The 25,212-nt window shown below is 46.3% G+C and carries 21 protein-coding genes; 15 read left to right on the forward strand and 6 right to left on the reverse strand.

Annotated elements, in window-relative coordinates:
* Window positions 1–47: 47 nt before the first annotated feature.
* The gene (locus FRZ54_RS11995; protein ID WP_147031843.1) at window positions 48–2,447 is read right to left on the reverse strand and encodes a glycoside hydrolase family 127 protein; all 2,400 of its coding nucleotides are present in this window, start codon (window positions 2,445–2,447) and stop codon (window positions 48–50) included.
* A gap of 498 nt (window positions 2,448–2,945) precedes the next feature.
* Between FRZ54_RS11995 and FRZ54_RS12000 the strand changes: the two genes are divergently transcribed.
* The gene (locus tag FRZ54_RS12000; protein WP_147031844.1) at window positions 2,946–3,833 is read left to right on the forward strand and encodes an AraC family transcriptional regulator; all 888 of its coding nucleotides are present in this window, start codon (window positions 2,946–2,948) and stop codon (window positions 3,831–3,833) included.
* 330 nt (window positions 3,834–4,163) lie between these two features.
* Here FRZ54_RS12000 and FRZ54_RS12005 read toward each other — a convergent pair whose 3' ends face one another.
* A complete protein-coding gene (locus FRZ54_RS12005) occupies window positions 4,164–5,033 on the reverse strand; it encodes an AraC family transcriptional regulator (protein ID WP_147031845.1) in 870 nt (289 codons plus the stop codon).
* Window positions 5,034–5,226: 193 nt separating this feature from the next.
* On the opposite strand from FRZ54_RS12005, the gene FRZ54_RS24710 reads away from it, so the two are divergent.
* The 14 genes from FRZ54_RS24710 (at window position 5,227) to FRZ54_RS12070 (ending at window position 20,645) form a co-directional block, all read left to right on the forward strand.
* Complete coding sequence (locus FRZ54_RS24710; protein ID WP_228462703.1) at window positions 5,227–5,721, forward strand: MFS transporter; 495 nt, start codon at window positions 5,227–5,229, stop codon at window positions 5,719–5,721.
* Window positions 5,718–6,470: an MFS transporter gene (locus FRZ54_RS24715; protein ID WP_228462704.1), complete on the forward strand. Its 753-nt coding sequence runs from the start codon at window positions 5,718–5,720 to the stop codon at window positions 6,468–6,470. The genes FRZ54_RS24710 and FRZ54_RS24715 overlap by 4 nt, the downstream gene beginning before the upstream one ends.
* A gap of 10 nt (window positions 6,471–6,480) precedes the next feature.
* Window positions 6,481–7,836 (forward strand): alpha-L-fucosidase, encoded by a 1,356-nt coding sequence (locus tag FRZ54_RS12015; protein WP_147031846.1) that lies wholly within the window; start codon window positions 6,481–6,483, stop codon window positions 7,834–7,836.
* Window positions 7,837–7,838: 2 nt separating this feature from the next.
* A complete protein-coding gene (locus tag FRZ54_RS12020; RefSeq protein ID WP_147031847.1) occupies window positions 7,839–8,174 on the forward strand; it encodes an L-rhamnose mutarotase in 336 nt (111 codons plus the stop codon).
* Window positions 8,175–8,219: 45 nt separating this feature from the next.
* Window positions 8,220–9,869: a UxaA family hydrolase gene (locus FRZ54_RS12025; protein ID WP_147031848.1), complete on the forward strand. Its 1,650-nt coding sequence runs from the start codon at window positions 8,220–8,222 to the stop codon at window positions 9,867–9,869.
* 98 nt (window positions 9,870–9,967) lie between these two features.
* On the forward strand, window positions 9,968–10,732 hold the full coding sequence (locus tag FRZ54_RS12030) for an SDR family NAD(P)-dependent oxidoreductase (protein ID WP_147031849.1): 765 nt from the start codon (window positions 9,968–9,970) through the stop codon (window positions 10,730–10,732).
* Between the two features lie 3 nt (window positions 10,733–10,735).
* Window positions 10,736–12,055: an alpha-L-fucosidase gene (locus FRZ54_RS12035; protein WP_147031850.1), complete on the forward strand. Its 1,320-nt coding sequence runs from the start codon at window positions 10,736–10,738 to the stop codon at window positions 12,053–12,055.
* 124 nt (window positions 12,056–12,179) lie between these two features.
* On the forward strand, window positions 12,180–13,031 hold the full coding sequence (locus FRZ54_RS12040; RefSeq protein ID WP_147031851.1) for a fumarylacetoacetate hydrolase family protein: 852 nt from the start codon (window positions 12,180–12,182) through the stop codon (window positions 13,029–13,031).
* Window positions 13,018–13,851: an amidohydrolase family protein gene (locus FRZ54_RS12045; protein ID WP_147031852.1), complete on the forward strand. Its 834-nt coding sequence runs from the start codon at window positions 13,018–13,020 to the stop codon at window positions 13,849–13,851. Before FRZ54_RS12040 ends, FRZ54_RS12045 begins: the two co-directional genes overlap by 14 nt.
* Before the next feature lie 414 nt (window positions 13,852–14,265).
* On the forward strand, window positions 14,266–15,048 hold the full coding sequence (locus FRZ54_RS12050; protein ID WP_147031853.1) for an L-fucose dehydrogenase: 783 nt from the start codon (window positions 14,266–14,268) through the stop codon (window positions 15,046–15,048).
* 119 nt (window positions 15,049–15,167) lie between these two features.
* Window positions 15,168–16,883: an IlvD/Edd family dehydratase gene (locus FRZ54_RS12055; protein WP_147031854.1), complete on the forward strand. Its 1,716-nt coding sequence runs from the start codon at window positions 15,168–15,170 to the stop codon at window positions 16,881–16,883.
* 117 nt (window positions 16,884–17,000) lie between these two features.
* The gene (locus FRZ54_RS12060; protein ID WP_147031855.1) at window positions 17,001–17,765 is read left to right on the forward strand and encodes an SDR family NAD(P)-dependent oxidoreductase; all 765 of its coding nucleotides are present in this window, start codon (window positions 17,001–17,003) and stop codon (window positions 17,763–17,765) included.
* Window positions 17,766–17,923: 158 nt separating this feature from the next.
* Window positions 17,924–19,582 (forward strand): ATP-binding cassette domain-containing protein, encoded by a 1,659-nt coding sequence (locus FRZ54_RS12065; RefSeq protein ID WP_147031856.1) that lies wholly within the window; start codon window positions 17,924–17,926, stop codon window positions 19,580–19,582.
* Window positions 19,575–20,645, forward strand: coding sequence for a glycosyltransferase (locus tag FRZ54_RS12070; RefSeq protein WP_147031857.1), 1,071 nt, complete (start codon window positions 19,575–19,577; stop codon window positions 20,643–20,645). The genes FRZ54_RS12065 and FRZ54_RS12070 overlap by 8 nt, the downstream gene beginning before the upstream one ends.
* On the opposite strand, the gene FRZ54_RS12075 is transcribed toward FRZ54_RS12070, so the two are convergent.
* The 4 genes from FRZ54_RS12075 to FRZ54_RS12090 all read right to left on the reverse strand — a co-directional run bounded on the left by FRZ54_RS12075 (window position 20,624) and on the right by FRZ54_RS12090 (window position 25,023).
* Window positions 20,624–21,721 carry a glycosyltransferase family 4 protein gene (locus tag FRZ54_RS12075; RefSeq protein ID WP_147031858.1) on the reverse strand — a complete coding sequence of 366 codons (1,098 nt, stop codon included), beginning with the start codon at window positions 21,719–21,721 and terminating at the stop codon, window positions 20,624–20,626. The two genes, FRZ54_RS12070 and FRZ54_RS12075, sit on opposite strands and share 22 nt — an antisense overlap.
* 21 nt (window positions 21,722–21,742) lie before the next feature.
* Window positions 21,743–22,693, reverse strand: a complete 951-nt coding sequence (locus tag FRZ54_RS12080; RefSeq protein ID WP_147031859.1) for a GNAT family protein — start codon at window positions 22,691–22,693, stop codon at window positions 21,743–21,745.
* Between the two features lie 442 nt (window positions 22,694–23,135).
* The gene (locus FRZ54_RS12085; protein ID WP_147031860.1) at window positions 23,136–24,284 is read right to left on the reverse strand and encodes an amidohydrolase family protein; all 1,149 of its coding nucleotides are present in this window, start codon (window positions 24,282–24,284) and stop codon (window positions 23,136–23,138) included.
* On the reverse strand, window positions 24,271–25,023 hold the full coding sequence (locus FRZ54_RS12090) for a class I SAM-dependent methyltransferase (RefSeq protein WP_147031861.1): 753 nt from the start codon (window positions 25,021–25,023) through the stop codon (window positions 24,271–24,273). The genes FRZ54_RS12085 and FRZ54_RS12090 overlap by 14 nt, the downstream gene beginning before the upstream one ends.
* Between the last annotated feature and the right edge of the window lie 189 nt (window positions 25,024–25,212).

The following is a 25,212-nucleotide window of genomic DNA, read 5'->3' on the forward strand; positions in this document are numbered from 1 at the left end:
ACTATTGACTATTGACTATTGACTATTGACTATTGACTATTGACTATTCACTTTACCGCCCACTCATGTATCCCCGCTGAATTATCTGCCGGAAGCTGTACTTCAAGTTTTAGCGCTGTGGTGGTTACCGGCTCAAAGGTGAGCACGTTGTACTTGTCTTTTGCTATCTCATAAGGAATGGTGTTTTTTACCGGGATCCATTCGTCGCCTTTTTTGTAATAAACTTTGTACGAAGCCGGTATGCGGCAGCCCCCCCAAGGACCATCGTCGAACCAGTATACCTTTGATTCGGAAACCGTATGCTCCCGGTCAAAGTCGTACTGCACAAACTCGGTTGTATTTTGCTTTGGCCACCAATGCAGGTAAGGGGCGCTGGCATCTTTTGAATCTTCAGGATCGTACTGATCATTCAGCGCTTTCCACATCCGTGTGTTTTTTACCGATGCCGTTACTTTGCTTGTGCTGGCAATTGTTGGTGCAGGCTGCGGTCTTGCTGCCGATGCTTCGTAAGGTATCCATACTGTCATCTCACTCGGTCCGCGGTTGGCCCAGGCATAGTAGGGAATAGCGGTCACTTTTTGGTTTGTTTCCAGTAATACATCTGTATTCAGCTGGCGCCTGGTGCTCTTGCCTTCAGTAGTTATTACTTCCACTCCATTCAGCATATCGGGTTTGAAAGCCGCATTCACTATCGCCGATTTGTCGATAGTGATATTTTGTACCAGGCTATCTTTATTGTCGGGCCCTTCAAGGCAATAAACTATGGGTCCGCGCTCAAAGGCAAAGCGGTCGCGGTCATCCTTTACCTGTGCATTGGCCATCACTTTTTGGGTTGGCATAGGAAGATTCATGGTTATCCTGTCGCCCTTTTTCCATTTGCGTTCCAAAACGGCGTAACCTTTTTCGGTCGTGTATTTTATTGGTTTACCGTTAATGCTTATCACAACCGGCGACAGTTGTTTATTGTCAAACGTATAAAGGTCGCCGGCTATTGGTTTATCTTGTGCCCAGCCGGGGATGCGTAGCCTGAGGGTAAAATCAAATTTCTTTTCTGGGTTTACGATGACATCTATATTTCCGTTCCATGGATAATCCGTAGTTTCTATCAGGCTTAGCCTGTCGCCTGCAAGCGTGATGTCGCTGGCATTACTCATATAAAGATTCAGGTACAGGTTGTTTTTATCTTTTGCATAAACATAACCAGGCACCGAAGGCAAAAACCGCGTCATATTACTGATACAGCAGGCACAACTGAACCATGCACTACGCTGATGCTGGTTCATGGAAGCCAGCGGATTAGGATAAAAGAAACGATCGCCGCTGAGCGAAACGCCCGACAGCAGGCCGTTATACAGCGTTCTTTCCAGCACATCGATGTATTTCGAATCGCCGTGCAGTAAAAACATACGGCTGTTCCAGTACACATTGGCAATGGCCGCACATGTTTCAGCGTATGCCGACATGTTAGGCAGCTGGTAAGGTTCGCCGAAAGCTTCGCCCGCGTTGGTAGCGCCAATACCCCCTGTTATATAAAGCTTTTTGAAAACAACGTCGTTCCATATATCATCAATAGCATGCAGGTATTGTTCGTTCCCGGTAAGGGCGGCCACATCGGCCATGCCGGTGTACATATAGCCTGCGCGCACCGCATGGCCTTCGGCCTGGTGCTGGTCAATAACTTTTTTATCGGCCTGGTTATAGGCGTCGCCTTTCGGGCCACGTATATCCAGGAAAAACTTTGCCAGGTCCAGGTATTTTTTGTCCCCCGTTACACGGTAAAGTTTCGCCAGGCCTATCTCGACTATCTGGTGACCGGGATACTTTTCCTCTTTGCCGTAACCAAAGGTAGCGACCAGCAGATCGGCATTTTTCAAGGCTATGTTAAGCAGGGTACGCTTACCCGTCGCCTGGTAATGTGCAACGGCGGCCTCATACAGGTGCCCGGCGTCATAAAGCTCGTGGCTCAGTACTTCAACGTTCTCCCAGCGTTTGCTCCCTATCCATTCATGTGGCTTTTTTGCGTTTACGGTACGGAAAGTATACAAATATCCGTCTTTTTCCTGCGCGGCGCCGATGATGCCAATGAGCGTATCGATAGAGCGTTCCAATGCAGGGTTCTTTTTTACCTGCATCGCGTATGATGCACCTTCAATTACTTTATATATATCGGTATCATCAAAAGGGAAGTCGCTCAGTTTATCGCCACTTTCCAGCTTTGCTGCGCGTAAAAAGTTATCTACACGCCCGTGCGCCCTGCATTGCGCCAGCACATACGGAATGGTTACCGAGGCATTTACTTCCATTTTCGGTTCCCAGAAATTATCATTTACATGCACATGGGTAAAAGGAACTGGCTGTATGGGGTAGTCTCTTTGCTGCGCAAAAAGTTGGTGACCGCAAGCAAGAGCGCCACATAGTAATAGCATCGACTTTGTTTGATTCCTCATCAGGTATAAATAGTATATAAGGTAAAATTAAGGTAAATCAATTCATTGGCAGCGGTTATTTTTACCAATACTGACCATATTTTAACAGAGAAAATAGGTTAGCAATTTCCTCCCTCTCCTTTGGAGGGCCGGGTTGAGGTAAATAAAAAGGCGCCCGACCTAAGTGGTCGAAGCGCCTTCCGTTTTTAGATATAGTTGAGGGGAATCATCTCCCCGGCACACCGTAAGATCATGCCCCCCGTATCAGACTGTTTTTAGTATCGGTAGAATACTAATGTAAATGTAACGGTTATTTGACAAATGTAGTGCATCGGTTTAAAACTCTTTAAATAGCAGTTGTAACTACCCTGATCATCAATAATAAAGGTTAAATAATTGATTATTAGGCAATAGCAAGTGTCAAATGGACACAAAGACTATTCGAGAGTGCAATATATTAACCTTAAATTCGTATTGTAATCTTTAGTTTGTTAATATTTGCTTAATGTTTTTTTGCTGATGAAGGTATTGCAGTTCACTATTCCCGTCGCCCACGATAAAAGCGTCATTGTACAGGAAGAAGATATGCCTCATTTCTACCCGCATTTGCACCGCCACAAAGAGGCACAGGTTACGTGGATACAACAGGGCGAGGGAACTTTGATAGCGGGTAATAACATGCACGCTTTTAAGGCAGGCGAGATATACTTTATCGGCGCCGATCAGCCCCATCTTTTTAAAAGCAACCCCGAATATTTTCAAACTGAAAGTAAACTCTCCATCAAAGCCATTACAGTATTTTTCGATCCCAACGGGGCACTGGCGCCAATGTTTGAGCTGCCCGAAATGAAGGCTTTTAAAGACTTCATCCTGCAACATAAACTGGGGTTTAAGTTGCCGCCGGAGTATGTTGCAAAGATATCCAGGGCGATGCTCGATATCAAAAGCTCAAAAGGGTCCGACCAATTGATCCAGTTTTTGCAGATGATGCGCATCCTTAGCTCCATGCCGGTAAAGCCCGGGCATTTGTCCGATTTTGGCCTGTCTCAAAGTATTAACGAAGCAGAGGGCATACGTATCAGCAATATTTATAACTATATCCTGCAGCATTACAGCCGTGCCATCACGCTGGACGATGTCGCCCGCGAAGCCTGCATGACACCACAGGCATTTTGCCGCTATTTCAAAAAACACACCCGTCATACCTTCGTATCTTTCCTCAACGAAATGCGCATCAACGAAGCCTGTAAAAAACTCACCGGCAACAAATACGAAAGCATCTCAGTAGTAGCCTATAAATGTGGTTTTACCAGCATAACCAACTTTAACCGTGTATTCAAAAGCGTTATGGGAAGTTCGCCGCGGGATTATTTGGACAAGTATGCCAATAAGGTGAGTATGCTTTAGTGATTTGAGACTTGTGATTAGAAGAAACTATTAGTATAATTCAAAAGAGCGTAGGCTCGACAGAAAAGCGGGCCGGGGTAAAGGCGTGAATGACGGTTTAGCTTTCGCTATGCGCGGAGCGCTACAAAAGCGTAAAGAACCGGCAGAGCGGGCGGAAGCTTTTTTCTGTCTTGATCTTTTGGTTACTTTTGGATCAAGCCAAAAGTAACAGCCCCCCGCGGCGACTGAGCGGGCCGACGCTTGTATTTCCCAATAAATTTATTGATTACCGGTCTCCTGTATAAGATATTTCGCTGCGCTCAATATAACAAAGTTTATTATGAAAAGTAATTACCCAACTGCCAAAAACTGCTTTTGATACTGTAGTGGACTCTTCCCCGTTGTCATTTTAAAATACTTATGAAAACTTGCAAAGTTCTGAAACCCGCTTTCGAAACATATTTGCTTAACGCTTATCTTATCTTCTATCAAATGCCGGCAGGCATGTCCCACCTTTATCTCATTGATAAACTGTGAATACGTCTTCCTTGTTCTCGATTTAAAGTATCTGCAAAACGAATGCGGACTGATATTGGCCACTGCCGCAATTTCTTCGGTAGTTATCGGCCTTTTAAAATTGGCGAGGGTAAAATCATATATAGCGTTAATCCGTTCACTTTCCGCCTCCTTAAAATCATTATTAAAACCGATAGATGCAAGGACACCAAAGTTACCTTCGGCTATAGCAGCGAGCGCCTCTATCAAAAGCATGATCCTGCGCGGGCCTTCAACCTGTAGCATTCCCGCTAATAATACCGCTACTAATTCTCCCCGCTCACCGTCAACCGATAAACCCCGTTTAGCCTTTTCCAGCATAGCACGAATGCCTTTGTTCTCGGGCAGGTTCAGAAAATGGGTGCCCCAAAAATCTTCACGGAAATGCGCCACTAATATGTCCGCCTGCAGGTCGCTTCCTTCCTCAAAATAAGCATCGTCAAACCGCCAGTAATGCGGCAGGTTCGAGCCCACAAGAACCACATCGCCGTCCTTGAAATTCTGGATATGGTCGCCGATAAATTGCGTGCCGCTTCCTTTTTTAAAATAGATGAGTTCGGCCTCGGCATGGTAATGCCATTTGTTATTAATATACGGTACCTTGTCCTGCCTCACGCTGAAAGAGTTTAACGGCTGATGCGGAACTTTTAATAGCTGGGGCCTCATAATTATGAACAAAGTACACTAAATGCGCGTCTTTGCCTTATTTTATGCCAAAATAGCTTAATATTTTGATAATAAAAGAAAAGTTTAAACCCGCTATATTTATTTCTTTGTATTAACCAATTATTCACAGATCAACCTTGTGAGGGGAAGTTAAAGCGCGGCGAAAAGGGCGAACTTTTATTTAAAACCTATTATGACCAAAAAAAACTATCTCTTTGCGATAGCGCTTATTACCTCTTTGTTTTTTCTATGGGGTATTGCTCTCAACCTCAATTCAATTTTGGTGCCCCACCTGAAAAAGGCCTGCGAACTCACTGATCTGCAATCAGCCTTTGTCGACTCAGCATTTTACCTGGCTTATTTCGTCATAGCCATTCCTGCCGGCTTGTTTATGCATAAATTCGGGTATAAAAAGGGCATAGTATTTGGATTGATATTATTTGCAACAGGAGCTTTTCTTTTTTACCCAGCCGCTGAAACCCGCACTTACGCATTTTTCCTTTTTGCACTATTTATTATGGCCAGTGGTTGTGGTACCCTGGAAACGGCTGCTAATCCTTACATAAACAACCTGGGCGAGCCGGAGGGCGCTACGCAGCGAATCAATTTTGCGCAATCGTTTAATGGGCTTGCGGCTACACTGGCCCCATTTCTTGGGGGATATTTATTCTTTCAGGTAAGGACATGACGAACGCGCATTTATCACCGCATGATTTGGGCGTCTATTTGCAGGGCGAGTCAAATGCGGTAAAAATACCCTATATCATTATCGGGCTGGTTGTTTTATCCGTCGCAATACTGATATGGAAAACCGAACTCCCCGATATAAAAGAACATACCGCTGCTGACGATAAAGGTGGAGGTTCGATATTCAAAGAAAGAAACCTGATGCTGGGCGTTGGTGGTATATTTTTCTATGTGGGTGCACAAGCGGGTGTTACAAGTTTCTTCATCAGGTTTTCAAAATTTGCAGGAGCAATTGGCGAGAAAGATGCTGCCGGTCTTCTCGGCCTGGCTATGCTTGGCTTTATGATCGGGCGCTTCTTTGGTACTTTCCTTATGCGATTTATTTCGCCGGTTAAAATACTAATCGCCTATAGCGTTGTCAATTGCTTGTTGTTGATGCTGGCCTTTACCCTGCGGGGCAACCTGGCCGTTTATGCTATTATGGGTGTACCGTTCTTTATGTCCATCATGTTCCCGACTATATTTTCGCTAAGCATCCGCGGTCTTGGCGAGAAAACCAAAAAGGGTTCTTCGTTATTGATCATGGGTATTGTAGGCGGTGCGGTAATACCGCTGCTGTTGGGCCGCGTTTCGGATGCTACCAATATTCGTGTAGCTTACCTGGTGCCAATCATCTGCTTTGCTTATATCCTTTATTTCGCTTTTACCAATATCCGGGTCAAAAATATTGAACAGGTTGCAGGCCATTAATCATCAAACTATGTTAAAAAAGCTCACACTTATTGTATTACTCGCGTCGGTTATCACCTCATCGGTAACTGCTCAAAAGAAAAGGATCGGCAACGAAACAGCCGAACAAAAAAAGAAACGCATGGAATGGTGGACCGACGCCCGTTTCGGTATGTTCATCCATTGGGGCCTTTACTCGCTGGCCGCGCGACACGAATGGGTGAAACATAACGAGCATATGACCAACGAACAATACCAGAAGTATTTTGATATGTACAACCCCGATCATTTCGATCCGCATAAATGGGCGAGGGCAGCTAAAGCAGCTGGCATGAAATACGCCGTACTTACGACCAAGCACCACGAGGGTTTCTGTTTGTTCGATTCAAAATATACCGATTACAAAGCCACTAATACCAAAGCCAAACGCGACCTGGTGAAAGAATATGTGCAGGCTTTCCGTGCAGAGGGCCTGAAGGTGGGCTTCTATTATTCCCTGCTCGACTGGCACCACCCTGATTATACCATGGATGACGCCCACCCGCTAACACAGGTAGATACCAGCCAGGCCAACTATGATAAACTGAACAAAGGTCGCGATATGAATAAATACCGCCTGTACCTTAAAAACCAGGTACGGGAGTTGATGACCAATTATGGCAAGATAGACATTTTATGGCTGGATTGGTCGTGGGACAAGGGGGCAAAACACGGCAAGCGCGATAAGGATTGGGACGCTGTAAACCTGCTGAAAATGGTGCGCCAGTTACAGCCCGGCATTATAGTTAACAACCGGTTAGGTCTTGAAGATTATAGCGACGGTGCAGATTTTGTGACCCCCGAGCAGGTGAGCACAAAAGAACTTGAAAAATACAAAGGCAAAACCTGGGAAACCTGCCAGACATTCTCAGGCTCATGGGGCTATTACCGCGATGAAAATACCTGGAAAACGCACCGCCAATTGCTCGATTTGCTTATAACATCAGTAAGCAACGGCGGCAACCTGATATTGAATGTCGGGCCAACCGCCCGCGGCGAGTTCGATTACCGCGCCACCAACGCGCTCGATAGTCTTGCTTACTGGATGCACGCCAACGACAAGGCCATCTACAATTGTACTTACGCGCCTGCAGATTTCAAAGTGCCGGACAATACCAAACTCACCTATAATCCGCAGACGAAAAGATTATACGTTCATTTATATGAATACCCGGCAAACGGCAAGCTGGAGTTGCCTGGATATAAAGGCAAAGTAAAATACGCGCAGTTTTTGAATGATTATTCTGAGTTAAAGTACGAATCTTCAGGTAGTAATGACCTGACATTGGAATTGCCGAAAAGCAAACCGCGGTATGATATCCCTGTTGTTGAATTAGTATTGCAATAAATATGAAAAGATATTGCCTGGCCCTCGACCTGCAGGACGATCCGTTATTGATAGCGGAATATGAAGCTTATCACGAGGATGTGTGGCCCGAGATAAAAGCGAGCATAACCGGTTCGGGTGTCACCGATATGGAGATATACCGCTTTTCCAACCGCATGTTCATGATCATGGAAACGGACGACACTTTTACTTTCGAGCGAAAAGCGGCTATGGACGCTGCAAACCCGAAAGTACGGGAATGGGAGAAACTGATGTGGAAATTCCAAAAGCCCCTGCCAAATACCAAACCGGGCGAAAAGTGGGTTTTGATGGACAGGGTTTTTAAATTAAACAATTGATCAAAATCGGTGTAATCACAACAACATCGGTGTAATCGATAAGTAATGCATAGTTATTTAAAAATACATAAAGATGATAACGTCCTCGTCGCCCTGCGCGACCTGGAGCAGGGCACTGTGATCGATTTTGAGGGACAAAGTTTCCCATTAATTGACCGTGTTGCTGCCAAACATAAATTTACCCTGACCGACCTTCACGCCGATGACAGCATTTACATGTACGGCGTACTGGTTGGTAAGGCGACAAAAGATATTCCCAAAGGCGGACTGGTTTCCACTGAAAATATCCATCACGCTTCAAGTGAGTTTCACTTAGGCAAGCGCAAACTGAATTGGCACAAACCCGATACTTCAAAATTTGACGGCCGCACCTTTATGGGTTATCACCGCGCCGATGGCTCAGTAGGCACGGCAAATTACTGGCTGGTTATACCCCTGGTATTTTGTGAGAACCGCAACATCCAGGTGATGAAGGAGGCTTTGGTGGATAAGCTCGGCTACAAAAAAGCTAAAACTTACGAAAGTGAGGTGGATCAGCTGATGAGCCTTTACCAGGCCGGAAAATCGCCCCAGGAAATATTACAGGCTGATATGCAGGCCTCTGCCGAAAAAGCTGCTAACAAGCGCCTGTTCAAAAATATCGATGGCATTAAATTTTTAACGCACGATCTCGGCTGCGGTGGTACCCAGCAGGATTCGCAGGCATTATGTGGGTTGTTAGCGGGCTATATTACCCACCCGAATGTGGCAGGCGCCACGGTGTTGAGTTTGGGTTGCCAGCATGCCCAGGGACATATTTTGCAAACAGAGATAGCTAAACGCGACCCGGCCTTCAGCAAACCGATGATTATCCTCGAGCAGCAAAAAATGGGTACCGAGCGTAATTTATTGCAGCATGCCTTGAAGCAAACATTTACCGGATTGATGGAAGCCAACCAAAACGAACGCCGGCCGGCACCACTGTCCAAACTATGTATTGGGCTGGAATGCGGAGGTTCGGACGGATTTTCAGGAATATCGGCAAACCCCGCTTTAGGTTATGTATCAGATATTTTGGTATCCATGGGTGGTTCGGTTATCTTGTCAGAGTTTCCTGAACTGTGCGGCGTAGAGCAGGAGTTAAGCGACCGCTGTGTTGACGAGGACACTGCCAAACGCTTTATGGACCTGATGATTACCTACAATAAAAGAGCGGAGGACGGGGGCTCTGGTTTTTATGCCAATCCTTCGTTCGGAAATATTAAGGACGGCCTGATAACCGACGCCATCAAATCGGCCGGTGCTGCAAAAAAGGGCGGCACATCGCCTGTAACCGCCGTACTGGATTACCCCGAAAAGGCCAGCAAACCAGGTCTCAATTTGCTATGTACCCCCGGCAGCGACGTGGAAAGCACCACTGCTGAAGTAGGTTCCGGGGCGAATGTCGTTTTATTCACCACTGGCCTCGGTACGCCAACCGGTAACCCTGTTGCCCCGGTAATCAAATTATCAACCAATTCGGTAATTTATAACCGTATGCCGGATATTATCGACATCAATTGCGGCACGATCATCGAAGGCACTGAGACCATCCCGCAAGCCGGCGAGCGTATTTTAGAATATGTGATACAGGTAGCCAATGGCGAAATACAACCCAAAGCAGTGCTGTTGGAACAGGATGATTTTATTCCATGGAAACGGGGCGTTTCATTATAATAAACCCAACCCTCTTTACCACTCGTGGTAGAGAGGGTCGACAAGCGTAGCGATGTCGGGGTGAGTCAAATAGACGATTAGATTATTAATAAGAATTGATGTTCAGCCTACAAAATAAAACAGCAGTAATCACCGGCGGCGGCAGCGGCATCGGCAAAGCCATGGCTATGCTTTTCGGCAAACAGGGGGCTAAGGTGCATATCATCGAACTGGATATCGACACTGCCACAGCTACAGTCGGCGAAATACAACAAAATGGCGGTGCCGCATTTCATCATTATTGCGATGTAAGCAAGCAGCACCAGGTGGTAGATACCTTTAATGGCATCGGGCAGATCGATATTTTGGTGAATAATGCCGGCATAGCCCATATCGGCAAAGCCGATACCACCAGCGAAGCTGATTTTGACCGGGTGATGAACGTAAATGTGAAAGGGGCGTACAATTGTCTTTTTGCGGTAATTCCGCTGATGAAAGCAAAAGGCGGCGGTGTCATCCTGAATACGGCATCCATTGCTGCAACGGTGGGCATTACCGACAGGTTTGCCTATTCGGCCAGTAAAGGGGCCATTTATACCATGACGCTTTCTGTAGCTCGGGATTACCTGCACGACAATATCCGATGTAACAGCATTTCCCCGGCCCGGGTGCATACGCCTTTTGTGGATGGTTTTATAGCCAAAAATTATCCGGGGCAGGAGCAGGAGATTTTTGACAAGCTATCAAAAAGTCAGCCTATAGGTCGCATGGGCACCCCGGACGAGATAGCCACGCTTGCGCTTTACCTGTGTTCGGACGAGGCGGCTTTTGTCACCGGTTGCGATTACGTGATCGATGGAGGGTTTACAAAACTTAATAATTGACCTATGAAAAGAAAACTTTTACTGATCGGCTTAGGCCTGGTGGCAACCATCACAGCCAAAGCGCAGAACGAGGCTTTGGGGATGTTAAAGTCCTATACGCCGACGCAGGAAAACCTCGAGTCGCGCAAGGAGTTCCAGGATATGAAGTTCGGTATGTTTATCCATTGGGGAATTTATAGCGAACTTGGTGCCGGCGAGTGGGTAATGCACGAGCGCAAAATACCTTATGATAACTACAAACGGCTCGCCAGCTTTTTCCGTCCTGAAGATTTTAACGCGAAAGAATGGGTTGCCATAGCCAAAGCAGCAGGGATGAAGTATATCACCATCACCTCGCGCCACCACGATGGTTTTAGTATGTTCAAAACGAAGGCCAGTCCGTATAATATTGTCGATGCCACGCCATATCACAAGGATCCATTAATGGAACTGGCTGAAGAATGCAAAAAAGAAGGCATCGAACTGCATTTCTATTATTCCCTGCTGGATTGGGGGCGACCAGATTATGCCTTTGGCAGCCCTATCGTAAATGGCAAGCCCGTGGATGGTGATTGGGACAGTTATATCAATTTTATGAAAACCCAGTTAACCGAACTGATAACCAATTATCCGGGCGTAAAAGGGATCTGGTTTGATGGTGAATGGGAACGCCGTTCGGTGAACTGGCATTTTGATGAGATATACCCGCTTATACATAAGCTTAATTCAGCTATCCTGATCGGCAATAATCATCACCTGGCACCGCTGACAGGCGAGGATTTCCAGATGTTTGAAAAGGACCTCCCCGGTGGCAACACAACCGGTTTCAGCGGCGAATCAAAGATAGGCGCTCTGCCACTCGAAACGTGCGAAACCATTAACAACAGTTGGGGTTTTAATATTACCGACAGGAGCTACAAATCGGTTAAGCAGATCATCCACTACCTGGTAACCGATGCCGGCCTCAACTGTAACTTCCTGCTGAACGTTGGCCCCATGCCAAACGGTAAGATACAACAGGAGTTTGTAGACACGCTAACCAAAGTAGGCGACTGGATGAAAAAGAACGGCGAAAGCATTTATGGCACCCGCGGTAATTTGATAGCCCCGCAGCAATGGGGTGTGATAACGTCAAAGGGGAAAACGATTTATGCGCATATACTTTCCAATCCTGCTGACGGTTATATCCTGATACCATCGCTGAAAGAAAAAATTGCGAAAGTTAGTGCCCTGGGTAACGGAAATCCGCTTAAATTTAAACAGCAGCCCGAAGGCGTTTTCGTTTACACTAATGGTTTGGAAACGGACCCTTATGATACGGTAATTAAAATAACAATAAACTAAAACCCAATAATCCCATGTCATTTCGACGAGGAACGAGGAGAAATCTTATACAACGGGCATGGTCCGCTATGCAGATCGTTTAAGATTTCTCTCTTCGTTCGAAATGACATTATATTTATAACCTATGAAATTAATACGTTACGGCGAAGCCGGCAAAGAAAAGACAGGCATTATACACAACGATAAACGTTATGACACTTCTGCCTTTGGCGAGGATTATGACGAGCGCTTTTTTGAAAATGACGGCCTCAACCGCCTGGCCGAATTTGTACGGACCAGCAACCTGATGCAGGTAGGTGATGATGTACGCCTTGGCTGCCCCCTGGGCCGCCCCTCAAAAATTGTGTGCATCGGCCTGAATTATATCGATCATGCCCGCGAAACCAACGCAACGCCGCCGCCTGAGCCGGTGATATTTATGAAATCGACTACCGCCATTGTCGGTCCGAATGATAACATTGTGATCCCGAAAGACTCGGTGAAAACCGATTGGGAAGTGGAGCTGGCTGTTGTTATCGGTAAAAAGGCAAGCTACGTTGACGAAGCGGAAGCCATGGACTACGTGGCAGGATATGTGCTCCATAATGACGTGTCCGAACGTGAATTTCAACTGGAGCGCAGCGGTACCTGGGACAAAGGCAAGGGTTGCGATACTTTTGCACCGATAGGCCCTTTTATGGCCACAACTGATGAGATCAGCGACCCGCACAACCTTCGCCTTTGGCTGAAGCTGAACGGCAAAGTGATGCAGGACGGTAACACCTCGAATTTTATATTCAATATCCCATTCCTTATCGCTTACACCAGCAAATTTATGACACTGTTGCCCGGCGATATCATATCGACAGGTACGCCCGCAGGCGTGGGTTTGGGAATGAAACCGAATTTATATCTGAAACCCGGCGACGTGGTGGAATTAGGTGTTGACGGCTTAGGTTCATCCACCCAAAAATTGGTTGCTTATGCAAAGAATTGATGCCCATCAGCATTTCTGGCAATTCGACCCGGTAAGGGATAATTGGATAACTTCCGAAATGTCGGTCATCCGCCGCGATTTTTTACCGGATGATCTGAAACCGATACTCGACCGGAATCAGATCGAAGGCACGGTACTGGTACAAACCTGCCAGGCCGAAACGGACAATCGGTTTATGCTGCAATTGGCGCAGGAAAACGATTGGATAAAAGGCGTAGTGGGATGGATCGATCTGCAGGCGTTGAACGTTGAAGAAAGGTTGCAGTTTTATAAGGACAATCACCCTAAAATGAAAGGTTTCCGGCATGTTTTGCAAGCCGAACCGGATGAGCAGTTTATGCTGCGGGACGCATTCAAACGTGGTATAGGGTTGTTGAATGAATATGGTTTTACGTACGATATTCTTATCTACCCAAACCACATCAAATACGCTTCACAACTGGTCGCAGAATTTCCCGGTCAAAAATTCGTGGTCGATCACTTAGCCAAACCCTATATTAAGGCCCAAATGGTGGATGCCTGGAAAAGAGATATGGAAGGACTGGCCCGATATCCAAATGTGTATTGTAAAGTATCAGGGATGTTAACCGAAGCCGATTGGTACGGCTGGAAGACATCGGATTTTACACCTTATTTTGATGCGGTCTTTAATGCTTTCGGCACTCAGCGGCTGCTGTACGGTTCAGACTGGCCGGTATGCATGCTTGCTGGAGGATATAACCGGGCGATGGAAATATTGCAAATTTATCTTTCCCGTTTCTCGCAGCATGAACAGGATCTGTTTTTCGGTGGAAACGCGGTTAGTTTTTATAATTTGTAAATTGCCAAATCTCATTACGCAGAGATCTCGACCGGGATGTGGCGAATTGACTCACCCGGTCGTTGCTTCGCTCGACCACCCTCCCTTTGGCAAGCCAAAAAGAGGGGATAATAGAAAAACAACCCTCTTTACCGCTCGCGGTAGAGAGGGCCGACAAGCGTAGCGATGTCGGGGTGAGTCAACGGATAAGCATCCGCCACGCACCCGGCCCTATCGGCGCAAACGTCGGTAGAAAAGCAAAAAATAACCCTCTTTACTGCTCGCGGTAGAGAGGGTGACCGAGCGAAGCGTCGGTCGGGTGAGTCAACGGATAAATGCCACGCAACCGGCCCCGTCGGGGCCAAATGCCGGTAGAAAAAAAATATAAAGGGAACCACCCGTGCCGTAGGTACGGAACCTGATAAACAAGATACAATGGATCTGCAACTTAAAAACAAGGTTATCGTCGTTAGCGGCGGCGCCAAGGGCATCGGCGAAGGCATCGTAAAAGTACTGGCGTCCGAAGGGGCCATCCCGGTAATTATTGGCCGTAACGAAGATGATAATTTAAAAGTCGTTCGCGAGGTTGAAGCCGATGGCGGCAACGCGTTCCAGTTTATTGCCGAACTGACCGTTCCGGACGAGTGCAAACAAGCGATAGATGCGGTTATAGAAAAATATGGAAGGATAGATGGCCTGGTCAACAATGCAGGCGTAAACGATGGCGTAGGGCTGGAAAGCGGGAACTATGAAAAGTTTATGGCCTCGATGCATAAAAACCTTGTACACTATTACCTGCTGGCGCACCACGCCCTGCCCGCGTTAAAGAAAAGCAAAGGCGCTATCGTCAACATCGGCTCAAAAACTGCTGAAACGGGGCAGGGGAATACATCGGCTTATGCTGCTGCCAACGGCGGGCGCAATGCCTTGACCCGCGAATGGGCGGTAGAGCTTTTACCTTATGGCATCCGCGTGAATGCCATCATCGTAGCAGAATGCTGGACACCATTGTATGAGAACTGGATAAAAACATTACCCAACCCAGGTGAGAAATTGGAATCGATCATATCCAAAATACCGTTGGACCAGCGCATGACCACTGCCGAAGAGATAGCTAATATGGCTGCTTTCTTGCTATCGGAAAAATCCAGCCATACCACCGGGCAATTGATCCATGTTGACGGCGGTTATGTACATTTGGACCGGGCGATAAGTTAAGGAAAAAATAGATTTGTCATTCCGAACGAAGAGAGGAATCTTATACATTTTGCATAGCTTTAAGCCAGTCCAATAGAATTTCTCCTCGTTCCTCGTCAAAATGACAATTGATAACTACAATGAAAGACAAAAAACTCCGCAGTGCCGAATGGTTTGGCCGTACAGGCAAGGACGGTTTCATCTACCGCTCGTGGATGAAGAACCAGGGCATACCCGCGCACGAATTTAAAGGCAAGCCGGTCATTGGTATATGTAATACCTGGTCGGAGCTGACACCCTGCAACGCTCACTTTCGCGAACTGGCCGAATCTGTTAAACACGGTATCTACGAAGCCGGCGGTTTCCCGGTAGAGTTCCCGGTGATGTCGCTGGGCGAAACGCTGATCAAACCCACCGCTATGCTGTACCGCAACCTCGTCAGCATGGATGCGGAAGAATCCATTCGCGCTAACCCGCTGGACGGTGTAGTACTGCTTTGCGGCTGCGATAAAACCACACCGGCCCTCATTATGGGTGCCTGTAGTGTGGATATTCCAACCATCGTTGTTTCAGGGGGGGCGATGCTTACCGGCAAATACCAGGGGCGTGATATTGCCACATCCGATGTGTGGCGTTTTTCAGAAGCAGAACGCGCCGGTCGGATGAGCGAAGATGAGATGAACATCGCCGAAGCCTGCATGTCGCGCAGCCGGGGACATTGCGCGGTTATGGGCACAGCTTCTACCATGGCGGTGATGGCCGAGGCTTTGGGCTTGACCCTGCCCGATAACGCCGCTATCCCCGCAGCCGACTCGCGCCGGAAAGTTTTGGCGCACCTATCCGGTATGCGCATCGTCGATATGGTAAAGGAGGACCTTAAACTGTCCGATGTATTGACACGTCAAGCATTTGATAACGCTATTGTTACCAATGCTGCCATCGGCGGCTCCACCAATTTTATCATTCACCTGCTGGCTATTGCGGGCAGGATAGGGGTAGAGCTTTCTATTGATGATTTCAATACCAGCGCTCTTGGTATCCCCTTGCTGGCGAATCTGCAGCCCTCGGGCAAATATTTTATGGAGGACCTGTACTACGCCGGCGGTATCCCCGCGGTGATGAAGGAACTGGATAAATTCCTCTACCGCGATACAATAACCGTCAACGGCAAACCGATGGCGGATAACTATAAAACTGCCGAATGCTATAACCGTGATGTGATCGCTTCGGTTGAAACTCCATTTAATAAACTTGCTGGCATCAGTGTGCTCAAAGGCAATATTTGCGAGCACGGCGCGGTAATTAAACCATCAGCAGCTACACCCGGCTTAATGAAGCATGCCGGCAGGGCTGTGGTTTTTGAAAACATCGACGACTATAAATCGCGATTGGATGACCCCGACCTGGATATTGACGAAACCTGCGTAATGGTGCTGAAAAACGTCGGCCCTAAAGGTTATCCCGGCATGCCCGAAGTAGGTAACATGAATATCCCTAAAAAGCTTTTGGAAAAAGGTGTGCATGATATGGTCCGTTTGTCCGACGGCCGCATGAGCGGCACAGGTTTTGGAACGGTGGTATTGCACGTATCGCCTGAAGCTTCTGCCGGTGGAACAATTGCGGTATTAAAAGATGGCGATATGATCTCGCTGGACGTATTTAAAGGAACATTGAATGTCGATCTTTCTGATACCGAGATAGCCGAACGTAAAAAACAACTAACAGCGCCGACCGATTGGGCGACACGCGGATATGTTTATCTTTACCAGCAGCACGTGGAACAGGCACACCTCGGCGCGGACCTCGACTTTTTGAAAGGCGGCAGCGGGAGCGAGATACATAAAGATTCGCATTGATATATAAAAGGGTGTCATTTCGAACGATAGTGAGAAATCTTATACATCATTCATAGGCGTTATTGCCTGTATAAGATTTATCCTCGTTCCTCGTCGAAATGACAGCATATTTGTGTTATGGAAAACCAATTCACCAATCAAACAGCCATTATTACAGGCGCAGGGCAGGGTATCGGCTTTGAAATAGCCCGGCAGATAGCTATGCAGGGGGGCGCGGTGTTACTGAATGACATCGATGCGGTTATGGCAAACCGGGCTGCAGGCGTTATCAGCGCGATGGGAGGCAAGTGCCATGCATTTCCCGGCGATGCTTCCGATGTCGATTTTATCCAGCAAATGGTAGATGAAGCGGTACGTAAATTTGGTTTTGTTACTATCGTTATAGCCAATGCCGGTATCACTGCCTATGGCGAGTTTCTGGATTTTCAACCCGAAAACCTCAAAAGCGTTATTGATCTCAACCTGTTTGGCAGCTTTTTCCTGGCGCAAAAGGCAGCCATCCAAATGAAGAAGCAAGGCGGTGCGGGCAGCATCTTACTGATGTCGTCCGTCACTGGTCACCAGGCGCATAAAAATCTTGCCGCCTATGGCATGACCAAGGCCGCGCTCGAAATGCTGGCCAAAAGCCTGGTACTCGAACTGTCACGTTTAAATATCACCATAAACGCCGTGGCTCCCGGCGCCACCGCCACCGAGCGTACGCTGGAAGATGCTGATTACGAGTCCGTCTGGTCGCGCATTACACCTATGGGCCGCCCCGGAACTGTTGAGGATGTGGCTAACGCAGTACTTTTCCTTGTTTCGCCCCGGTCCCGCCACATTACCGGCCAAACCATCATTGTTGATGGCGGCTGGTCCGCTACCAGTCCATCACCCTATTAAGACACGATTTTTGGATTGAAAAGATAGACAGGATATCCAGCTCAATCCAACTTATCTAATCAATCAAATCCTAAAATCGTGTCCAGGCAACCATTACCCGCTACCTCTCCGTATTTTCTTTAACTGTTTGCGGCGTTTACTCTAATTATCACTAACTGGTGCGATTTTTATCAGGTGTATTAAACATACTTGATCAAAAAGAACGGGCACGATTATTTTTGCTCGCCTTTTTGGATGTCATCGTCAGCGCGCTTGATATTGCTTTCCTTGGCCTAAGCGTATTAGTTATCAACTTTTATATTAAAAATACCGGCCTGTCCGGTCTTACATTCCTCCCCAAACAGTTAGCCGATCAAAACTCGGTTTTGTTAATAAGCGTCTTTTTTATACTGTTCGGTATAAAAAATATATTTGCGTATTGGATATCAACTTTTCAATTCAGGTTTATTTATGGTGTGGCCTCAAGGCTATCCAAAAGAAACATCCGCAGGTACCTTCGCGGAGATTATTTAAATTATATCAATGTCGATTCATCGGTTAATATCTACAAAATAAGTCATCAGCCTATCGAGTTCAGTACGTACATTCTTACTAACCTACAGCAGGTGGTATCGCAAAGCGTGCTCATTCTTTTTAGTGTGGTGGCAATTCTTTTCTATAACGCCACGCTTTTTTTTCTTCTTTTACTGCTTCTTATGCCGGCGGTAACTATTATCGGCATGGTACTGAAACAACGCCTGAAACGCTTGCGGCAAAATATAAAAAGAAGAAGCGCCGATACCCTTAAAAATCTGAAAGAAGCTCTGGCAGGATATATAGAAAACAATATTTATAACAAGGATGATTTTTTCGCCGACCGCTATTACACACGGCAGGCGCAATTGAATAATGACATGCGCCTGCAACAAACATTGCAGGGCCTCCCTTCGCGGCTGATCGAGATATTTGCCATTTTTGGACTGTTTATATTGATCGTTATCAATAAATGGTCAGGGCGCAGTGCTGCTATCGACTTGCTAACAGTGGGCATATTTATCGCGGCCGCTTACAAGATCATACCTGGTGTGGTAAAAATATTGAATAGCATAGGGCAAATGAAAACTTATGGGTTTATATTAAATGACCTTGCCATACCTGGCGACAACGGAAAAGACAGGATCAACCTTCAAACAGAAAATATTCGGTCCGTCAATTTTGAAAAACTCCATTTTAAATATAACAACCGGCCTGTATTGACCGGTGTTAGTGCTCAATTATCGCCGGGGGACCTTGCCGGCATTTCCGCCGGTTCGGGACGGGGTAAAACAACCCTGATCAGCATCATACTTGGTTTTCTTGAACAGGGAGAGGGAACGATCAGCATTAACAACAAGATCGTAACAACAGAAGAACGGAAAGCGTACCGCAACCGGGTAGCATACATTAAACAACAACCCTTTTTAATTCATGATACACTCGCAAAAAACATTGCACTTGCCGACGAGTATGATAAATTGAAGCTGAACGAAGTGATAGCATTTTGCGGGTTAGACAATATGCTAAAACCGTACGACGATGGTGTAAACCTGCTGATTACCGAGAACGGTAAAAACCTGAGCGGAGGGCAAAGACAACGCATCATGCTGGCGCGAGCTTTATATCATGGATTTGACCTGTTGATTTTGGATGAACCATTCGGTGAAATGGACCAGCAATCGGAGAATTTGATTTTAGAAAAATTGCAAAGTGTTGCTAATCAGGGGAAAATAATTTTATTTATTACACACAATCAGGCAAGTTTATTGTTTTGTAACAAATTGATTACTATTGATGATTAAGCAGAATACCCTGGTGATCCTCAGCCCGGGTTTCCCCGAAAATGAGGCAGATAGCACTTGTATTCCCGCGCAACAGGTTTTTGTCCGAAACCTGAAAAAGAACTTTCCCGCTTTAAACATTGTGGTGCTTGCTTTCCAGTACCCGTTTACTTCATCGCGTTACCAGTGGCAGGGGGTAACCGTGTTCTCTTTTGGCGGGAAAAACCGGGGAGGAGTATTTCGCATGCTTGTTTGGATACGTGCCTGGTTAAAATTGAGAAAGCTAAAACGGCAGCATAATCTTGTCGGCTTACTCAGCTTCTGGATGGGAGAATGTACCCTGGTTGCGTTCCGGTTTGCAAGGTGGTACAAAGTGAAACATTTCAGCTGGGTACTTGGGCAGGACGCCAAATTATGGAACAAATATTTCGATCGTATACAACCCAGGGCCGCATCACTCATAGCATTATCAGATTTCATTGCGGCCGAATTTAACCGCAATTACCAAATAAGGCCCACTCATGTTATCCCGGTCGGTATCGACCCTGCTATGTTTAATTTACCTGCTGCCGAACGGGATATCGATATTTTGGGTGCGGGCTCGCTTATTCCTTTAAAGCAATACTTTCTGCTGGTAAATATCGTAGGCGTTTTGCGCGAAACGCGCCCTGATATCAAGGCCATCATTTGCGGTGACGGCCCCGAAATGGAATCATTAAGAACGATGGTGAGGAACCTTGACCTGGAAAATAATATAACACTGATGGGCGAACTGGAACACAAGGACGTGCTGGACATGATGGGTCGCGCAAAAATATTTGTGCACACATCTGCCTATGAGGGCTTCGGCGTAGTTTGCCTTGAAGCGTTATATGCCGGCGCACAGGTGGTGAGTTTTGTAAAACCGATGGATGCAGAGATCAGGAACTGGCATTTTGCACACATGCAGGATGACATGCTAAAAATTGTAAAGGGTTTGCTGGATGATCCCGGTACCGACCACACGCCGGTGATACCTTATCTTGTAGACGACAGCAATAAAGCTATCATGAAGCTGTTTGATTATAACGAAGATGCTATTTGATGAATTTTAGCAGCAATGGCCCCGAAAGACAAATTGGTTCTGAAATGATCCAGGGAAAGCTTTTGCTTTTCATTTATATCTGTTTCCATTGTTTTTTTCAACGCGGATAATAGCGCTTCTTCGTTCCCGGGTTCGTACAACAAGCCACAATTGCCATGGTTGGTGATCATCCTGAAAGAAGCAATATCCGTAACTAAAGGCATACAACCGCATGACATAGCCTCGCACACCGCTGTTCCGCTGCCTTCATAGTGCGATCCGGACAGGATAACATCAGCACTGTTAAACCAGTATCGCAGTTCGCTGTGAGGCAGCCGGCCCACTAAGGTAACGCTTCCCTTTTGCGGCGATGTATTCAACAACTCTTTTAACTGGCCCAATTGCTCTTCGGTATGATAAAGCATGTATAAGCGAGCCGAAGGGTTAACTTTTGCAAAACGTAAAAATGCTTTTACTACCGTAATGGGGTCTTTATTAGCGTTCAGCCTGCCAACCCACAGGAAAACGGGTCCGCCGTATACACCGGTATGTTGTCTTGCCAGTTCCTTATCCATTGGCGAAAATACAGACGATACCTCCATCACCTCGTGTATCTTTCGCGCCGATGAAATATTACCCTTAACCACCCACTCGGCGCCCAATTCTTCCGATGCAAATAAGTAGGCGTTGATGCATCGGTCGGCCAGCCGCTGCACATATCTTTTAAGGCCCTTCATTGGCCTTTCAGCATGATTTTGGACGATGATCTTTATTTTTTTTCCTGCCATCAATCGCAGTTGTATCACCTGTAGCGGAAATTGAAAGCTTTGTATAACAATTACTTCTGGCTTTTGAGCAAGGATAAACCTGTTAAGTCTGATAGGGAACAGCAAACCGAGCCGGGAGTACTGTTTAAATGCGTATTTAACCCCTGCCTTTTTATATTCACCTTCGTACGCTATTTGTTCAATGCTTGTCACATCGTTTTTTTCAGCCAGGGCTTCCAGCATGCCGGTATAGATTCCTATACGTTCTATCCATGATGCCGGGTCTGTAAATTCCCCGGTAGAAATGTAGCTGGCAAAGACAAATTTCATGTGCGAATATTGCTCGTTTGGTTAGAAAATATCTATGTCAGCGTAGGTGAACTTTATTTTTTCGAGCGGTATGTGCGAGCCCATATCTTTAAATAAAACATAGTACGAGGGTATAGCTTCATAACGTCCGGCAAATAATGACGCCAGTTGCGTCTGGTGGCTCGTATGAAACACGATGCGTTGCACGCCGAGCCGGAAAGCGAGCCTGTGCAGTTCATCCATCATGCTGTCGAATTCAGCGGGATCGCAGCTGATATCGCCGATAATGAGCCCGTTGCGTATTTTTATCCATAGCAAGGCATTCCCAATTTTAATTACGTGTGTTGGATGATAGGCTTTGTATTTTAAAAAATGGGCATTGCGGTTTACCCCTGCAAACCCATTTTTGATGACCGAATTTTCGACCCCGTTCGCCTCTGCCAGGTAAGGTTTCAATACGCGCATCTCATGGTCTTTGTAAAGTCGGCGGGTGAAAGGTATTTTTTTTACCAGTTTTTCTACCGGAATCAGGCTCACCGGGATAACATAGCAATCCATCATTTCGGTCATTTGCAGCTTAAGTTTGACCAGGAATGCATGGAGTGAGTTTTGATTTGGGAAACCGAATACAAGTACTATACCTTCCTCGCGGCATAGGTCGAAGGTTAAATTAGCCAGTTGCACAAACAGGTTTTTGAAGCTGTACCTGGGGTGCGTCATTGTATCGGCTGATTGGGCGGCCAGATGCAGCTCGTTATTGTAACGTATAAAACAAGGGACCACGCCGTAAAAAGAGATAGGAGCATGTTGCATATCATAAGCGATATACCCTACATGCTGAACACCTGTGTAGGCAGTATCATATTTTTTTTCATAATACCCGGGGGCATGGTTTTTCCGGTAGATGGCCCTGTGTAACAGGTCAAGGTCGGGCAAATTGCTTTTGTTAAGCCTCTCAATAGTATAATCCCGTGCCTTGTTGTTATCGCTCATGTCATGCGGCAGTTAGGGTAGTGCGTGGCCGGCAAATGAACAACTGCAAGAGGATTGCCGTCAGAAACGTTTCTATTGCGATACTCTTGTGATATTTAGCAATAATATACCCTGGCGCTGCCAACACTAAGTAACCGTTTTTCTTAACCTCACCGACCGTTTCGCGAGTATAAACGGTACAAGGAAATGTGAGGCTATGTACCGTTGTATTAACTACCTTTTCCGGGAATTGTTTTTCCCGGCAACCAGTGTAAGTGGGCTTGTTCTCTCTGAAGGGGGCCAGCGGATACAAGTGCTTCATCATCTCAGCGTTAACATCAAAACCACCTGGTGTGGTATTTCCTGTAATAAAGATAATACATACTTATCACTATTCTCATACTTATTGTCCCGGTTGTCATCTGTCGTTTTTGAGCACATTTTGGTAGCAAACGGCATTTTGTCATATGACCGGGAAATTAACCCCGCGATAAAATTCACTTATCCTGTGCATGAGTTGTGGTAAATTGCCCGAAACATATTTGCAAGCAGCTTTAATATACACGCGGCCGTAATTGTCGAGGTCAATACTTTTCAGCTGGGGATAGATGTCCTCGTCAAACAGTACAATATGTCCTTTGTGTACAACCATCAATATATCTTCCGGGTTAAGCCCGAAGAATGCATCACTTGCCGGTGCGCTTTTTTTTTCTTTTGCGACAACGATATCCGCATCCTTTCCTTCCGCTATTTCCCCGGTTTTTAGCTTCCATGTATTTGCAGGGTTTATAGTGAGTGTTTCAAACAATTCAATGTCTGTTAATTGTTTGGTGGCCCTTGCCCTGCGGATATGCTCCCACAAGTTCCAGTCACCCGTTAAAGTAGAATCAGTTCCGAACACAATAGGTACATTCTCCTTCAATCGGCCCACTGGCGCTGTTTTACCAAGTAAAAAATAATTGGACTCCGGGCACCAAACCAGCGCCTTTAACCATTGCGCCTGGTCCTCGTTCATCGCAACGCCGTGGATGCCAATAATGTCCCTTTTTAGCATATTGCGGCTGATCAGCTTATCGATCTCCCTGGCCGATGCCTCATCGATACCTTCACCGGTATGAATCGCTACCGGCACATTCTTTTTGAGCGGGTTGTTTAATTGAAGCCACCACTTTTTTTCGAACCGGACGGAATGTATACACTGGCAATTCTCAAAGACGGTGATAGGACCTTCATTTTTTTTTACCTTTTTACCATGATTCACTACAGTGGTAATACCGTTCAGCAGGTTTTTATACACGCCCCATTGTTCGCGCAATACCGTTGGCACCCTCATGATACGGCCGATCTTATCCGGGTAATTTTTATGAATGTACCGGCCCCATTCCGTATAGTTTTTGTAAGTCCGGTCGCCAAGTGCAGGGAACAGGTTAAAGTCCAGGTGATCGTGCGAATTGATCAATCCCGGAAAAACGATCGCGTTTTTAAATTCCAGGTTAAACTCCCCCGGTACGTGATCCGGCGGGGAGGCCCAGACATTTGCGATGCAGCCCCCGGCAACCCTGATATTTACCGGGGCGCCAGTAATTGCCATTTTTAAATTATTCAGGATCATTACCCCGTTTCAAGTAAACGCCATAGATCACCGGGAACCCTTTAAATTGCTCGTAAACGGGCAGCGCATTTTGTTCGGCGTAATAGCTCCGCGTCGTTTCATCAATTTTGAATTCTTCTTCCTTCACTATTCTAAAACCATTGCTCTGCAAAACATGCTTTATGGTTTCTACCGGGTATACATAGTTGCGTACAGCAAGGCTCTTATTTTGATATTTAAATGTCCTTTTGCCGCCAAAAGCAAGCATTTTTGGATGAAAATCTGTGATTATAATCTCCGCATCGGCCTTTAGTATATTACACCAGTTTTCCAGGGCCCGTTCCAGGTTCTCGATATGCGCTACTGTAAGGGTGGACAGAATAACATCGAACGGCGCATTGCGCGTGCCCTCGAACAGGTCGTCCCTGATCTTGTATGCATAAGCTGTCGGGTATTTTTCCCTCAGCCTGGCCAACATGCCTTCAGATACATCGAACCCGGTGAGCAGGGCCGGGTTTTTGGCTAATATTTTGTTCCAGTGCCTTCCGGTACCGCAACCAATGTCCGCGACATTCTTATTTTCAAGGTCAATTGACGTTAAAAGTTTACTGAAAAGTATCTCATCGAGATCAAGCATCAGGTTGCCCGGCTGCCTGTCGTAATTTGCCGACCACAGATCGTAAGCATCTGCCGAACCCTTCTCCGGGATACTACGCTTTAAAATGCGCCGGCTGATATAGTTTTTAATTGCGGGGATCAAGTTTTATTAGCTTATTATTTGGGTTACGGGTGCTTTTTATTAAGGGTTGCCATACGCAATTTTTATTTGGGCCCACAGGCAACCCGGCAATTTTGGAAAGCGTAACTGTTTATGACGTGGAGCATAATTAATCGCTTGGTTGTTCCTGTTTTATTAGCTGTTTAATAACGATGGGTTTCGGCCCATCGT

Origin of the sequence: Mucilaginibacter ginsenosidivorans (genome assembly GCF_007971025.1) — a bacterium.
In the GTDB taxonomy this organism is placed as follows: Bacteria; Bacteroidota; Bacteroidia; order Sphingobacteriales; family Sphingobacteriaceae; genus Mucilaginibacter; species Mucilaginibacter ginsenosidivorans.